This window comes from Laceyella tengchongensis, assembly GCF_900182735.1.
Lineage (GTDB): Bacteria > Bacillota > Bacilli > Thermoactinomycetales > Thermoactinomycetaceae > Laceyella > Laceyella tengchongensis.
Genome location: NZ_FXTU01000005.1, coordinates 174052 through 189553, shown reverse-complemented (window position 1 = coordinate 189553; position 15502 = coordinate 174052). Strand labels below are relative to the sequence as shown.

Here is a 15502-nt window from a genome sequence, read left to right as displayed (position 1 = left end):
GTTGCGTCTACTTGCCCTGCTACGGGAAATCCCCGCTTCGACCGGCTCTTCTACTCCATTCACCGTTTGTCCAAGCGACGAACCAACCAATCCCCTACCATTTGAATGATCTGCACCATCACAACCAACAGCAAACCACAAATATACAACATGCCATCATTGAACGATTGGAAGCCGTACCTAAACGCCGCATCTCCCAAACCACCTCCGCCAACAATCCCTGCCATCGCCGAGAAGCTGATCAAGGATACGCAAGTGACGGTCAATCCGGAGACAATAGCCGGCATCGCTTCTGGCAACAGCACTTTCCAGATAATGTGCAAACGGGAAGCCCCCATCGCTTGCGCCGCTTCAATCACCCCGCGGTCAATTTCCCTGAGAGCAGTCTCCACCATTCTGGCGTAAAAAGGTGCCGCACCAGCGATCAATGGCACGGTTGCTGCTGTGGGCCCGAGCGTGGTTCCCACCAAAAACTCCGCGACAGGAAATAAGAAAAGGACTAGGACAATAAACGGTACAGCGCGGAAGATATTCACAATCGTGCCCAACGTTCGTTGCACCCACATATTCTCCCAAAAATAACCGCGATCCGAGACGGTAAGCATCACTCCCAAAGGAATTCCCAGAAGCGCGGTGAACAAAGTGGATATGCTCACCATATACAAGGTTTCCCCCAGTGCGACGGACACTTGGTTCCAATCAATACCGGTCAACATGCCCGCTCACCTCCACTCAACACTTGGCGCACGGCCTGCATCTGCGCCTCTGTCCCATCAACCCTTACGCGCAAGCGGTCATCCTGTTCTCCTGCAATGGCCCCGCTGACAACACTAAACCGAATCCCATGCTTCTTAGCCAATGCCACCAACTTATCCGCATCACCAAGCGGCAATTCAACCACTTCCCCTGACGCGTCATCGTCTTGGGTACTAGGCTGCAGCTCTTTGACAAACTGTTTAGTCAACGCCTGTTGTGGTTGGCTAAAGATGGAGGAGACCATCCCCGTTTCCACGACCCGGCCGTTTTCCATCACCGCCATCTTGTTGCAAATCTGCCGCACCACACTCATTTCATGCGTGATCAACACCAAGGTGATCCCCATTTCCCGATGAATCTCCTTGAGCAGTTGCAAAATAGATGCCGTGGTTTCTGGATCTAGCGCGGATGTCGCTTCATCGCACAAGAGAATATCCGGCTCATTGGCCAAAGCCCGTGCAATGCCAACCCGCTGTTTTTGTCCTCCGCTCAACTGGGAAGGGTATGCGTCAGCACGTTCAGCTAGTCCTACCCGCTCCAAAAGCTGATCGACTCGCTTGCGAATCTGCTCTTTCGGCAACCCTGCCACTTCTAGCGGAAAAGCCACATTTTCGCGAACCGTCCGCGACCAAAGCAAGTGAAAGTGTTGAAAGATCATGCCGATCTTCTGCCGTGCCTGGCGCAATTCTCTCTCTTTTAGGCGGGAAATCTCTTTCCCATCCACGATGACTTCACCCTTTGTCGGCATCTCCAGCCCGTTGATCAGCCGCAACAGCGTCGATTTGCCCGCGCCGCTATAACCTACGATGCCGAAGATGTCACCTCGGTTGATCGTCAACGTCACCCCGTCCAGCGCAGTCACGACCGAACTCCCATCGCGCGCCGGATAGGTCTTGACAACTTCTTTAATCTGAATCATTAAGGCTTCACCACCTTTATTAAGCAATAAAAAAATCCCTCTGCTCTGAAGATGGCAAGAAGGGATACGTCTATTGACACACCTTTCTCTCATCTGTCAGAACGAATCTGCAGGAATTGGCACCTTTCTGATGGATCTCAGATGGTTGCCGAGGGTTCAACGGGCCTGGTCCCTACCCCTCTCTTGATAAGAGAATGTTGCTGTATTCAATTATTAACATATTAACTATTGAGTTATAAATTATCATAATAAAAGACATTATGTCAATCGTTATTTATGGCTGGAAAATCTTAACCATCCACACGGGAGCAATGTCACCTTTCATTGTTACAGGAAATGTTTTTTGTTCACGGATTTATCACATTTTTACCACGAGATTACATTTAGATAACAATACGGCTACTCCCCACTAAATCAGCGGAAGCTGGCGTATAATAAAGACAGATCCTCAAATTGAACTGCTGGAGGTGCCCAACATGGAATACACGGTTGTCGGAAAATCGTTTTGGATTGGTGTGTTGAACGCGACATGTTTAAGTATCCCATTGTGGCTTCTCTTGTACTTCGGCCTAAAGCTGATTTTTTAAATGAGGCAACATCGTTGGCGCACCATTAACAAACTGACTACATCCTGGGAAACCAGGCTGATGGGTATATAAAAACGGGTGGCTTTTGCTTTGATTTAGCAAAAGCCACCCGTTTTCTCATTAACGCGCCCCATTTCCGGAGATCACGATCCAAACGGTTTTAAGCAAAATTTGAAAATCCATCTTAAACGATTGATTTCTGATGTACTCCAAGTCCAGTTCCAACTTTTCAGCAGGGGTCGCCTCATATCCACCGTTCACCTGAGCCCAACCCGTCAATCCCGGTTTCACCATCAACCGTTTCTTAAATCCCGGAATCTCTTTGTCAAATTGCTCCGTGAACATCGGTCGCTCCGGACGCGGGCCGATCAAACTCATATCCCCGCGCAGGATGTTGATCAACTGCGGCAGTTCGTCAATCCGGGTTTTGCGGATGAACTGGCCTACACGAGTGACGCGCGGATCATTCTTGGCAGCCCATTGCGGACCGTTTTTCTCTGCGTCCGTACGCATCGAGCGCAATTTGAAGATGTTAAACGTTTTGCCGTTTAAACCGACCCGCTCCTGTTTGTAGAAGATGGGACCTGGTGATTCCAATTTGATCGCGATTGCCGTCAAAATCAACACTGGTAGAGTGAAGAGCAATAACCCAATGGAAAACACGATTTCAAACCCGCGCTTAAATGCCAAATAGAAAGAGGCGGGCGTTTTCATTTCTCCGGAGAATGCGCGCGAATTGCTCTCGTAGGCTACTTTTGAACTCATCCGCAAACCACTCCTGCTGTGTATAGTATCAAATCACAATTATTTTCGGCTATCGACTAACTTTACAAAAATGACAGTAACATTACAGCAATGTTTCAAACCGATTACTGTTACCAAGTATACTGTAATCTTTCCACGTTGACAATAGCCGAATTGTGAAAAATGAAATCTTCATGGCCCGTTCTTTCAAGCATAGGGTGTGCGGGTTCTTTATTAGTGTTTACTGTTCCTTGCCCATTTTACGATATTCCGCTTGGTAATATGCGTAAGTTTTGGCCAATCCTTCCCTGAGGCTCACTCGCGGCTCCCAATCGAGCACCCGACGCACTTTTTCATTGTTGAAATAGCTGTGCTTGATGTCTCCCGCCCGATCCGGACCGTAGTTCACCTCATGCTTCACACCTGCGATTTCATCAAAGAGGCGAACCACTTCATTCAAAGAAGTGCTAACCCCAGTCCCCACATTTAACACTTCGCCGTCCCCGCGCTCAATCGCGCTGAGGTTGGCTCGAGCGATATCCTCGACATAAATGTAGTCACGGGTCTGTTCACCATCACCAAAGATGGTAAGCGGTTCACGGCCCAGCACCTTGTCGATGAAGATGGAGATCACGCCCCCCTCACCACGCGGATCTTGGCGCAAACCGTAAACATTGGCATAGCGCAAAACGGTGTAATTCAAGCCGTACAGATGATGGTACACCGACAGGTAATGCTCCACCGTATATTTGGAAACGCCATATCCGGACAAGGGGCCGATCGGATGGCGCTCATCCACAGGAAGGTAAGCAGGCGTGCCGTACACTGCGGCCGAAGAAGCGTAGACCACTTTCTTTACACCAGCCTTACGGCAACCCTCCAACAAATTGATGGAGCCCAAGATATTGATGTTGGCATCCAGAGACGGATTGTCCACAGAGGTATTCACATGGATTTGCGCCGCTTGGTGAATAACCACCTCAGGCCGCTCCTGCTCCATTACTGCATGCAAATCAGGACTGGTAATATCTACGTTGTAAAAGACGGCATCCGGGTTGACTTGACTCTCTTTTCCGGAAGAAAGATTGTCCACAATCACGACCTGATCTCCGCGCGCAATCAACTGATCGACAATATGGGAGCCAATAAACCCGGCCCCGCCGGTCACTAACACTTTCATTGGATGAACCCCTCTCTCATAGACGCGATGACTTGTTTTCTTTTTGAACCTACTGCGAATCCATTTTGCAAAGCAAAAGAGGCGGTGGCGGATTTGGCCGTCAAGCGCTTGCAAAAAGCTAAATCAAGCCAAGCGGATTCCTCTGATCTCCGCCATGAAGATGCCCCTTATGCCTATCTTATCAAGTTAAGCCGCAACATATTTGAACAAATGTATGAAACATCATATAATGATACCTATCCAAATGTTGGAAACGGAAGGGGCGTCCTTGTGATACGATGGTTGTTGCGCTTGCTTTGCACTTTACTGCTGGCAATCATGGGGGCCGTCGTGTACTTTGGCTACCATATCTAGTCGGCAGCGGAGCGGGTGTTAGCACAAACCCGAATATAAATCATGATCTTATACAGTCCATAGCGCCTTGCATCCAGATGCACGAATTGACCGCAGGAATTGTCAGAAAACACAAGCCTAGCTTCTTTAGAGTTGCTGGTGAATTAGCGCGGCTCCAAAACCGTTTTCTCATTCGCTTCACGCGTAACGAGGCGCTCATCGAGAAAAGGTTTTTCCGCCGCTTCTACTTTCCATCTTGATTTGCCAGCCACACCCTAATTCATTGTTGTTCTTATCTTAATGCGATATACTCTCCTTATACAAAATAAAAAGGTGAAAAAGTTTAATGAATCAAATTACATTAAAAAATAAGTTAACAGTGATTTTCTTTGCGGCGATTGCTTTTGGTATTTTCTATGTAGGTAGTATTGCTTACAAAAGTGGCAGGTATATTGAACATGCAGATCCATTTACTCTTTTCATTCTATCATCACTCGGCGCTGCTGTCGGCATGTCTACTTATGGATGGATCGCCTTTACGTTAATTAATCTCATACTTAGACCACTTAAAGGTAAAGGAAAATCTATTTTAGAGTTTTTATTGTATGTTGGTTTTGGGATTTTAGCTGATTACTTAATAATGATTGCAAATGGTCCTCTTGTCGGTCTATATTTGCCTTATTCAACAATTGCAGCAATTCTAGGATATATCACGCTAAAAACGGTACAAAGAATATACAAATTCTATTATTAGGATTTCATATGCCATTTTTTAAACCTATTATTAGAGATTAAAGCGATCACCTGCATTTTATGCAGGTGTTTTTTACTGATTTAAATGCGCTTGGGGGAAAGAGGAGAAAATCACAGATATTTTCAAGTGAGCGACCCCACCACCAACTGGCAGAGCACATCGACTGGCAACCCGTCGGGCAGTAAAACGCGCGTAAGCAAGAAGGAACCCTCGTCTAACGCATAGACGGGGGTTCCTTTGCTTCGTTCAACTTGATGTGGCTGTTTGCGTGCCCAGCAATCCGGCATACAGGGCCAATAGCTTCCGTTCTTCCACATGCCAGTTGTACACCTCTTCATGCGCCTTGCGGCCATCTTCACTCATCCGCTTGCGCAATTGCTCGTCCGTCAAAATGGTTGTCACTTTCTCCGCCATCTCTTTCGGATTGAGTGCGTCAACGGTGAATCCGCAACCGCTTTTCTCTACAATCTCACGCCACATGGGAAAATCGGTCGCGATCAGCGGCAAGCCGGCAGCCATGTATTCAAACATTTTAATCGGCAGGGATTCCCGATAGTTCTCGATTGGATGCAGGCACACCAATCCTACTTTGCCCTTGCCCAGCCACTGCTTCACTTCCTCGAAGGGCACGCGTCCGTGCAAGGTAACCCGCTTTTCTTTGAGTATTGCTTCGTCCTGATCTTCCGGCCGAATATGTTGCAGGGGACCAATGATGTGCAATTCCGCTTGTAATTCTGCTGGGATGTAATCCATCATCTCAATCATTTCACGGTAACCGCGCAGATAAGAGACCCCGCCCACATACAAGATCTTGTTGCCTTCGTCCTCCGTCTTCTCCACGGCGGGCATCGGCAACGGATAATTTTTGATCACTTCCGTCCGTTTGGCACTTGCAAACTGGCGCGCAATGGACTCCGTCGCCGTCACCACCGCCGACAACTTGCGGGCCAAGCCTTTTTCCACCTTGTGAACAAGCTTGGACAAAGGTCCGCGTACACTGGCAGGAATCCATGGCTTGGTATGGATCTGTTTTGGCAAGTCCTCATGCGAGTCATAAATGACGGGACAACCCGTCCGCCAAGCGATCAATGCGCCCCAAGGCAACAGCTCTGGATCATGGAAGTGAAAGATATCGGCCCCGCTCTTCAGCGCCCGCCGATAAAGCACCCAACCGTTCATAAGCCGCTTCCACTTCTTATTCACCCGCTTGACGCCGACAATCCGCACGCCATGCTCCAGCCGCTCCTCAAAATCGGCCACGGCATGCAACTCCACATGATATCCCTCCTCCGCGAGGGATTTGGCTTGTTTATGATAAATACGCGAATCGTCGTATGGATGAACCGAACTGAATATCATTACTTTTGCCGCCACTAAAAGGTACTCCTTTCATTTACGCCAATATCCACGAATCAACCATCTCTTTTCTCTAAATTACATAGTACAAAAAAACGTTGCAAATGGATATGTTCTCAATGATCTTTTCCTCAGTTCGTCACTTTCGGCCAAACGGGATGTCAATAAAATGTAGTATTTATCGGGTCTTTCCCATTCATGCAAAAAAGGTGCCTCTCTGTGAAGAAAGGCACCTTTTACCGATTCTTGCCTGATCTAAACGGATTGTTTCGTTTCTGCTTTCTTCGCTTCCCCGAGGGCGATCACAGCCAGTCCTAACCCATAGGTAATCCACATCGGAGTAAAATGAATGGCTGAACTGGGCGCCATCCCACCGAAGAAATATCCGGTCAATGCGGCCATTGTGGAATACGCGGCCCAGCGCAACATCGGGCTCAAAGATGGCGAATGCTTGCGGCTGGCGAGCTTCCACAAGCGCCACAGCATCCAAAAATAGAGCCACATGTAGAGCACAAAGATCAACACGCCAAAGTTAACCAGAATCTCGCCCCACCAGTTGTGCAGGTTGACTTTGTTCACCTTGACGCCGTATTTAGCCATCCACGGCTCCACATTGCCCGCACCGATGCCCATATAATGGCTTTGTTGCAAGAATTTAAAGCCGTTGATCAGCAGCCATTTACGAACGCCCGCGCTTTCACCCGTTTGCATTTTTTCAATGCCCGTATCTCCATCTTCCATATGCCAAGCGCTGTTCTTAATATCCTGCAAAAACCCAAGTGTACTTGACAGCTTGTTTTTTGCCGCATTCCGCGCTTCTTCTGACAAGAAAATCGCGCTCAAGCCGTTGGCCAAGATGACCGCCGCCACAATAGCGGCCACAGCTTTGGCGATGTTTTTCTTGGTCAGTTTCTCCCTTTCGACTGCGAACGGCAGTCCTATGATCAACATCAAAGAAGCGAGCGGCAATGCAAACGCGGTGTTACTGCGCGAACCAGTAGCAATCAATATATAGATGGTCAACACACCAGTAATATAGATAAACCATTTATGCTTCTTCTGCAGATTAAGCATAAACAAGGCCGTTGCCAAAAACGGCAAGCCCAGTGTGATGCAGGTAGCCAAGTCATTTTGATTGGTAAACACCGACGTAACCGATGCAGATGTTGTTTTAAAGAAAGCTGAGGGAGGCAAATGAATCAACGTAATCGACTCAAACACGGCGTAAAAAATAATCGCCGCAAACACCCAAAACAACACCCGCTTCGCTTTCCACAGCTTTTCTTCCGATTGCAGGAAAAAAGGAAACGACAGCGTGAGCGGCAACATAAACGCCATGTAGAACAAATACTTTAGCGCCGCCCCCATGCTCATCACCCAAGACAGGGAGAGGAGCCCGTACATAAACCAGAAGGCGAAAAACGCCGCATAATAGCGGACGGGATACATATAAGATGTTTCCAGATTCTTCTGCGTCACCAGCCGCAAGATAATCCCACCGGCGAGCAGTACATATGCGATGCGGAAGAATGTTAAATTAAATCCTTCAGTCAAAGGAATCCCCAGCGTTGGTCCCAAGAGCGCAAAAGCGATCATCAAATAAAACAGGGTGTCTAATCGCTTTTGCCTCGGAATCAACATTTCACTCACTTTTTTTCACCCTTTCCCACCCAATTTCGGCAATAAACGGCCGATTTGTCGGAATGAACGAACCGAAAATAATCCCGTCGCAAAGACCGCGGCCACCGTGACGCCAAGCGCGATCAAATAATACGCCCACGCGTTCGGCAACTCATTGCTCTGCACCCAAGTCACACCAATCATGGCGGCCAAGAAAATCGTCAAATATATTAACATCGCGCGGAAACGGAAATCAACCGGATATTCTTTCTGGTTTTGTGTGTAGACATAGATGATCACAATCAGATATGCCACGACGGTCATGCTGACCGCTCCCCAAATCCGGAACAGGGGGATCAAAAGCAAACAGCCGACCACATAGACCACCGCCGCGATCATAAATCCCCGCGAGATGATTTTGGTCTTTTTCTTGATCAACAGCCCCACACCAAAAACAGTATGCAACACATTGAATAGTGTACCCAACGACAGCGCCCAAACATAGAGGTAACCACTGCCAAGTCCCGGCTTTCCGGTGGTGAACAATTGATAAATCGGTTCCATGACAAAAGCGAGCAACATGACGGCCACTGTTCCCACTACCAAGAGCCCTCTGCCGACCAAACCATAAAGCTGAGGCGCATCTTCCCTGTCTTTGATCGACATCGAAAAAGGACGCCAAGCCAATTGAAATGGAGATGTCACCAGCACAATGATGCTTGCGAGCCGCATCATGGCTTCATAGATCGCTGCATCATTTATCGAAGACATATGGTACAACATGGGTCTGGAAATGGAACTCATCGCCCAGAATGCCATCAATGTGGGCAAAAGTGGGGCACCGTATTTGATCAGATCGGATAAGTGCTTTCGGGAGAATTTCAATACTAGCTCTTTGCGGAATATAATGAGAAGCAACACGGCCACAGCCGTCTGCCCGACGAGCTGTCCGTAAAAAATCCCCATAACACCGTCCTTTTGGACGATCACATAATAAAGGCTCAGCAAATTGGAACCAATCACATAGGCCATGCTAAAAATATTGAACAACCATACGCGACCGGCATAGCGAGCGTAACCAAGCAAATGTTGAATGATGATTGCGCCAACCGTCGCTAAAAACGCCACAGCCAATAAATAGGTATAATCGCCACTATGATCATATACCACTTCAGCTAACGGTGCACCAAAAAAATAGGCGAAAGCCGTAAAAATCAAACACATGGTCACACTGAAAGCAATGGCGTTGAACAAATACGTTCTGCGCTCTTGCGCCGATTTGGCGTCAAAGTAGTAAAAGGCCATCGCCGTATCCGTCCCTAACACGCACAAATAGGTTAGGATCAGCGTAAACGTATTGGTTTGGCCCCAATCAGCAAACTGTCCGTTCGTCAAATATTTGATATAAAAGGGGACAAGCATGGCCGAAACCAGCTTGTTCCCCATCGTTGCAACAGCAAACGCGGCAGAGTCTGAGAAGAGTCGTTTAATGAGCTGTTTCATCGTCATACACCTTCTAACCGGTGTTACTCTTGATTTTCCAACAGTTCGCGATCCGGAACATCACGCAGAACGCGGGCAGGTACGCCAACGTACAGCTTTTTCGGTTCCGTGTCTTTGTTAACCAGCGCTCCGGCCGCAATGAAACTTTCTTCAGCGACGGTAACCCCCGGCAACAAGATCGAACCGCCGCCCACGCGCGCCCCGCGCTTGACCAACGGGCCCCGGACAAACTTGAAGCGCTCTTTGGTGCGCCCCATGAAGTTGTCATTGGTGGTGGTCACAGTCGGCGCGATGAACACACGCTCTTCCAGCGTGGTGTATGCCGTGATATATGCATTGGTTTGAATTTTGGTGAACGAACCGATCTCAACTTGATTCTCCACCGCCACGCCCCGGCCGATTACCACGCGGTCACCGATGGTGCATTTCTCGCGAACGGATGCTTGGTCGCCAATCATCACTTCCCGACCAAACGTGCTACCGCGGTACAGTACCGTGTTAGCCCCGATCGTCGTCCCGTCCCCGATGGTCAGCGGCGCCAAGGAGGCATCCACTTTCACTGTGGATGATTTGGCTGGTCTCGGCCAACGTCCCAATACACAGTTATCTGAAATAAATACGTCCGATCCGATAACAGTTCCTGCATGAATGGTCACATTATTGCCAATCGTCACGTTATCGCCTAAAACTACGCCTTCTTCAATAACAGAAAAGTAGCCGATGGAGACGTTCGTCCCCATCCGCACAGATTCATGCACCACATTTTTCATGAAAAACCCGCCTTTATAGTTTTTCGTAATCCGCTTCGATTTTTTGTACACCTTTCATCGCATTACGGGTGTCGAAGATCACTTTGGCTTTGCTTGCGATCGCTTCGTAGTCAAATGCTGTGTGGTCGGTGGTGATCAGCACAATGTCTGCGGAAGCGAGCAGTTCGTCGGTCAACGGCACTGTTTCATACTCTTTGCCGTCCACACGGAAGTTTTTGATGTGCGGGTCGACCGTGACGAAATCAGCATTGTATTTTTCCAGCAGTTTCACAATTTCCATCACCGGCGATTCGCGGTAATCATCGATGTCTTTCTTGTAAGCGACGCCCAACACCGCTACTTTGGCACCGTTCAACGCTTTGCCGTAACGGTTGAGGATTTTCATGATGCGGTCAACAACGAAATCGGGCATCTCGTTGTTAATCTCCCCAGCCACTTCGATCAAGCGGGTGTGATAGTTGTATTCACGCGCTTTCCAGGTGAGATAGAACGGGTCAATCGGGATGCAGTGCCCACCCAAACCAGGGCCCGGGTAAAACGCCATAAAACCGTAAGGTTTGGTTTTGGCAGCGTCGATCACTTCCCAGATGTCAATGCCCATTTTGTTGCACAAGATAGCCATTTCGTTCGCCAATCCAATGTTGATGTTGCGGAACGTGTTTTCCAGGATTTTTTCCATTTCCGCCACTTTGGGGCTCGACACAACATGTACTTCGCCTTCCAGCACCGAGCGGTACAATGCAGCCGCCACATTGGTACACTCCGGCGTAACCCCACCCACCACTTTGGGGGTGTTTTTGGTGTTGAACACTTTGTTGCCTGGGTCAACACGTTCTGGAGAGTACGCAAGGAAGAAATCTTGACCCACCTTCAGGCCTGTCTCTTCCAAGATTGGTTGCACAATTTCTTCCGTCGTGCCTGGATAGGTTGTGCTCTCCAGCACGACCAGCATGTTTGGATGCAGGTATTTGGCGATGCTCTTTGCGGAAGATTCCACATAAGAGACGTTGGGTTGTTGGTATTTATCCAGCGGAGTCGGCACGCAGATGGCTACCGCGTCCACATCCGCTATCAAGGAGTAATCGGTGGTCGCTTGGAGCTGACCGTTATTCACAATTTCTTTCAGCTCTTCGTCAACGACGTCACCAATGTAGTTGATCCCTTGATTCACTTGTTCTACGCGGTTCGGCAAAATGTCAAAGCCGATCACTTTGTAACCCGCTTTTGCTTTCTCAACGGCCAGCGGCAAGCCAACGTAACCCAGGCCCACTACACCGATGACTGCCGTTTTATCTTGGATTTTGGTAAGTAATGTTTTTCCGCTCACGATTCATTCCATCCTTTGCCCATTAGTTGTTTGCATAGTATTCCTTAATGGTATCAACGATCATATGAATGGTTTCCGTCTCCAACTCCGCGTACAACGGCAAAGCAAACGTGCGGTTGGACATGTATTCGGATACTGGCAGGCTGCCTTTCTCATATCCCAATGGCTTATACACATCTTGTTGATGAAGCGGTACCGGATAGTAAACGCCAGTGGAGATGCCTTTTTCTTTCAGATAAGCCATCAACTGATCACGGTCATCCGCTTGCACGATATACAGGTGGTAGATGTGCTTACGATCTTCAGCCGCATACGGGGTGACGAGCGGAGTATCTTTCAGCAACTCATTGTACAGGGCCGCGCGCTCACGCCGTCCGTTGTTCCAATCATCGAGGTGGCGCAGTTTGATCCGCAACATAGCTGCTTGCATCTCATCCAAACGGCTGTTGTAACCAATCATGCTGTGATAGTATTTGGGGTTGCTACCATGTACACGCAAGATGCGGATTTTTTGGGCCAGTTCATCGTCATTGGTCACAACCATACCGCCATCTCCGTAGCCACCCAGGTTTTTGGTTGGGAAGAAGGAATAGGTAGCCGCATGGCCCAGCGTTCCGATTTTGCGTCCTTTGTATTCCGAACCCAAGGCTTGCGCTGAGTCCTCCAGCACGAACAAGTTGTGCGCTTCAGCCAGTGCCATGATCTCATCCATGTTGGCCGGCTGACCGAAGATGTGCACCGGAATGATCGCCTTCGTCTTGTCAGTGATTTTCGCTTCGATTTGTTTGACATCGATGTTGTATGTTTTCTCATCGATATCCACGAATACCGGGGTCGCACCCAGCTGGGAAACAACTTCCGCAGTGGCAAAGAAGGTGAATGGCGTCGTGATTACTTCATCACCAGCACCCACGCCCGCCGCGTCCAGTGCCAACAACAGGGCATCCGTTCCGTTAGCCACGCCGATCGCATGTTTCACTCCTACATAACGAGCCACTTCTTCTTCAAACGCCTTCACTTCCGGCCCCATGATGTACTGCCCGTTATCCAACACCTTGGCCACCGCTTGCAAGAGCTCTTCGCGAATCGGTGCCATTTGCGCTTTAAGGTCCAACAGAGGAATCTTTTTCATGATCATCATGCTCCTTGTTTCGTAAGTGTTGTGAGTTTAACCGCGTTTTTTCAGGTCGTCCATTTTCACCGGCTTGCCAGACTCGGCTGCCTCTTGGCACGCGATAACGAGGCTGAGCGCTTGCCGCCCGGCTTCCCCGTCCACAATCGGCGCGCGGTCTTCACGGATGGCATCGCACATGTCCTGAATGATGCATTGATGACCTGGGATGCCGAATGGATCTTGTTCCACACGTTGTTTGACTTGTTCCGCTTCTTCTTCATTCAGATCCGCGAACGACCAATGCTTAATCCAGTTTGCCGTCGGTCCTCCGATGATGGCTGTTCCGCGTTCGCCGAAGATCGATAACGACTCTTCCAAGTTTTTAGGGTAAATGGTAACAGCCGCTTCCAACACGCCCAACGCCCCGTTTTTAAAACGGATCACGGACACGGATGTGTCTTCAGCCTCAATGTCGCGAATCCGCGTTGCGGCGTAAGAGGAAACCTCATCCACTTCACCCATCATCCACAACAAGAGGTCCATATTGTGAATCGCTTGGTTCATCAGGACGCCGCCATCCATCGCTTTGGTGCCACGCCATGACGCTTGGTCATAGTATGCCTGGTTTCGGTTCCAACGCACCGTTGCGTTAGCGTGTCCGATTTTGCCAAAGGCTCCGCTGTCCAATTGCCGGCGGAGTTCCACCACAGCGGGGCGAAAACGGTTGGGATGCACCACAGCCATCTTGACTCCGTTTTTCGCGCAGGCCTCGATCATGGCGTCCGCGTCTTCCAAAGTCAAAGCCATCGGCTTCTCGACGATGACATGCTTTTTGGCCTCCGCCACTTGCAAGGTCAGTTTGGCGTGAAGGCCGCTTGGCGTGCAAATCGCCACCACGTCAACATCCGATTTCAGCATGTCGGCAAGGTCGGTATAAGCGGTCACCCCTTCCCGGGCAAACTCCTTCAAGCGCTCTTCATTGGTGTCGCAAATCGCCACCAACTGAGCGTCTTCCACCGCGTCAATCGCGGCAACGTGCTTCTTGGCGATATGGCCGCAGCCCACAATTCCAAAGCGTATCACAAATCTCCCTCATTTCTATTCAAGTTCATCTATCAAACATCTTGTTACAATTAATGTTTTATTTAATTCAAATAGGTATGTTACAGGAACATTACAAACCTATCACCAACTGTAACATAGTTGAAATTTTTTGGGTATCCCCGCATCTAAAAAGTCATAAAGTTTTACGTTCTCCCGCTTGGCAACGCGGTCTTAGGGATTGACACGTCCTAGCTCTGTTTCTCTTCCAACACACGCGCATACACCGCTTTGGTATTCTCTGCGTTCTGTTCCCATGTTAATTTCCGTGACGCCTCTAATGCTTGTTTGCCCATGGTGTCTATGAACGATTCATCTTCAATGAGAATTTTGCGTAGCGCGCGAGTGATGCTGTCCACATCTTGTGACTGGGCCAACAACCCTGTGCGCCCGTCTTGCAGGATTTCCCTAATGCCGCCGACATCGGTGGCGACCATCGCCCGCCCGCATCCCATCGTTTCCAATAAAATCGAAGGCAAGCCTTCACTCAAGCTGGTCAACGCCACCACATCCGCACTGTTGATCCAAACCGGAATCTCCTCGTACGGCTTTCGGCCTAAAAAGGTGACGCGTCCCTGCAATCCCAACTGCTCCACTTGTTGTTCCAATTCTGCGCGAAGTGGCCCTTCGCCGATCAGGTTCAAGCTCACTTCTTCACTTTCTGCGGCAATGGCTCGGAACGCCTCCAACAGATAAGGAATCCCTTTCACCTGATACAGGTTGCCGACAAACAACACCTGCTTCCCAGACAAAGGCAAACCCAACGTTTTTCGCGCAGCGCTTTTCTCTATCGGCTGGAACCGGCTGGGGTCAAATCCGTTGTAGATGGTGGCCGCCTTCGCATCCGGAACCATCTTGATCACTTCTTGCCGCGCCCGTTCACTCACCGTGATGACAAAATCATTGCCACGGAGCGCCTGCTCGGTCCGCTCATATACGCGCCGACTCCGTTTGGGATAAAGCATCACGTCCGATCCGTGAACAGTGCTCACCACCGGCACGCCAAACGCTTGTTTCAGCAGACTCCCCGCATAACCATCGGGATAAATGGTGTGGCAATGGATCAACTCAAACGGAAACTCTTCATGAATGGATGGCAAAACCTTCCGCAACGCATTCACATATAGGGTGCCGTATTGGGAAAAGAAAAACCCACCCGGAAACATCCATGTCGGGACATAGTAGATGGGAATGCCGTCCAACTCCGTGCGCGCGGGCAATTGGCGGTAACCCCGCCATTTGCGGTAAAGCGGAAAGTGCGGGATCGGCACAAGAACACGCACATCGATTCCTGCCCGTTTCAACGCCTTTGTTTGATTGTGCACAAAAATGCCAGCCATTGGATTAACTTGATTTGGATACATGTGGGAAACCACCAGTACGCGGGTACCCATCGTGATCACATCCTTTGCAGCGTGGGTAGGATTTTTTTCCTGCC

14 protein-coding genes and 1 riboswitch are annotated in these 15502 nt (G+C 49.3%); of the genes, 2 read left to right on the top strand and 12 right to left on the bottom strand.

What is annotated here, in order from left to right; translation table 11 throughout:
* Nucleotides 1-59 precede the first annotated feature (59 nt).
* From QQZ12_RS11865 to QQZ12_RS11850, 4 genes are all read right to left on the bottom strand, one after another.
* The gene (locus QQZ12_RS11865; RefSeq protein ID WP_102993613.1) at nt 60-716 is read right to left on the bottom strand and encodes a methionine ABC transporter permease; all 657 of its coding nucleotides are present in this window, start codon (nt 714-716) and stop codon (nt 60-62) included.
* Nucleotides 710-1675, bottom strand: a complete 966-nt coding sequence (locus QQZ12_RS11860; protein WP_102993614.1) for a methionine ABC transporter ATP-binding protein — start codon at nt 1673-1675, stop codon at nt 710-712. The genes QQZ12_RS11865 and QQZ12_RS11860 overlap by 7 nt, the downstream gene beginning before the upstream one ends.
* An 86-nt stretch (nt 1676-1761) precedes the next feature.
* A riboswitch (SAM riboswitch) is annotated at nt 1762-1868 on the bottom strand.
* A gap of 514 nt (nt 1869-2382) precedes the next feature.
* Entirely contained in the window at nt 2383-3027 is a 645-nt protein-coding gene (locus QQZ12_RS11855) for a sugar transferase (RefSeq protein WP_102993615.1), read from the bottom strand.
* 220 nt (nt 3028-3247) lie between these two features.
* Nucleotides 3248-4186 carry an NAD-dependent epimerase/dehydratase family protein gene (locus tag QQZ12_RS11850; RefSeq protein WP_102993616.1) on the bottom strand — a complete coding sequence of 313 codons (939 nt, stop codon included), beginning with the start codon at nt 4184-4186 and terminating at the stop codon, nt 3248-3250.
* Nucleotides 4187-4279: 93 nt separating this feature from the next.
* Here QQZ12_RS11850 and QQZ12_RS11845 point away from each other — a divergent pair, with 93 nt between their 5' ends.
* Entirely contained in the window at nt 4280-4540 is a 261-nt protein-coding gene (locus QQZ12_RS11845; RefSeq protein ID WP_123827496.1) for a hypothetical protein, read from the top strand.
* Nucleotides 4541-4865: 325 nt separating this feature from the next.
* Nucleotides 4866-5273, top strand: coding sequence for a hypothetical protein (locus QQZ12_RS11840; RefSeq protein ID WP_102993618.1), 408 nt, complete (start codon nt 4866-4868; stop codon nt 5271-5273).
* 246 nt (nt 5274-5519) lie between these two features.
* On the opposite strand, the gene QQZ12_RS11835 is transcribed toward QQZ12_RS11840, so the two are convergent.
* The 8 genes from QQZ12_RS11835 to QQZ12_RS11800 all read right to left on the bottom strand — a co-directional run bounded on the left by QQZ12_RS11835 (nt 5520) and on the right by QQZ12_RS11800 (nt 15458).
* Nucleotides 5520-6647 carry a glycosyltransferase family 4 protein gene (locus tag QQZ12_RS11835; protein WP_102993619.1) on the bottom strand — a complete coding sequence of 376 codons (1128 nt, stop codon included), beginning with the start codon at nt 6645-6647 and terminating at the stop codon, nt 5520-5522.
* Nucleotides 6648-6884: 237 nt separating this feature from the next.
* Nucleotides 6885-8279 carry an O-antigen ligase family protein gene (locus tag QQZ12_RS11830; RefSeq protein WP_102993620.1) on the bottom strand — a complete coding sequence of 465 codons (1395 nt, stop codon included), beginning with the start codon at nt 8277-8279 and terminating at the stop codon, nt 6885-6887.
* Between the two features lie 6 nt (nt 8280-8285).
* Nucleotides 8286-9752 carry a lipopolysaccharide biosynthesis protein gene (locus tag QQZ12_RS11825; protein ID WP_189318922.1) on the bottom strand — a complete coding sequence of 489 codons (1467 nt, stop codon included), beginning with the start codon at nt 9750-9752 and terminating at the stop codon, nt 8286-8288.
* A gap of 23 nt (nt 9753-9775) precedes the next feature.
* Complete coding sequence (locus QQZ12_RS11820; protein WP_284724465.1) at nt 9776-10522, bottom strand: acyltransferase; 747 nt, start codon at nt 10520-10522, stop codon at nt 9776-9778.
* A gap of 13 nt (nt 10523-10535) precedes the next feature.
* Nucleotides 10536-11852, bottom strand: a complete 1317-nt coding sequence (locus QQZ12_RS11815) for a nucleotide sugar dehydrogenase (RefSeq protein WP_102993623.1) — start codon at nt 11850-11852, stop codon at nt 10536-10538.
* A gap of 19 nt (nt 11853-11871) precedes the next feature.
* Nucleotides 11872-12981, bottom strand: a complete 1110-nt coding sequence (locus QQZ12_RS11810) for a DegT/DnrJ/EryC1/StrS family aminotransferase (RefSeq protein ID WP_102993624.1) — start codon at nt 12979-12981, stop codon at nt 11872-11874.
* A 36-nt stretch (nt 12982-13017) separates the two neighbouring features.
* A complete protein-coding gene (locus QQZ12_RS11805) occupies nt 13018-14046 on the bottom strand; it encodes a Gfo/Idh/MocA family protein (protein ID WP_102993625.1) in 1029 nt (342 codons plus the stop codon).
* A gap of 209 nt (nt 14047-14255) precedes the next feature.
* Nucleotides 14256-15458, bottom strand: coding sequence for a glycosyltransferase family 4 protein (locus QQZ12_RS11800; protein WP_284724464.1), 1203 nt, complete (start codon nt 15456-15458; stop codon nt 14256-14258).
* Between the last annotated feature and the right edge of the window lie 44 nt (nt 15459-15502).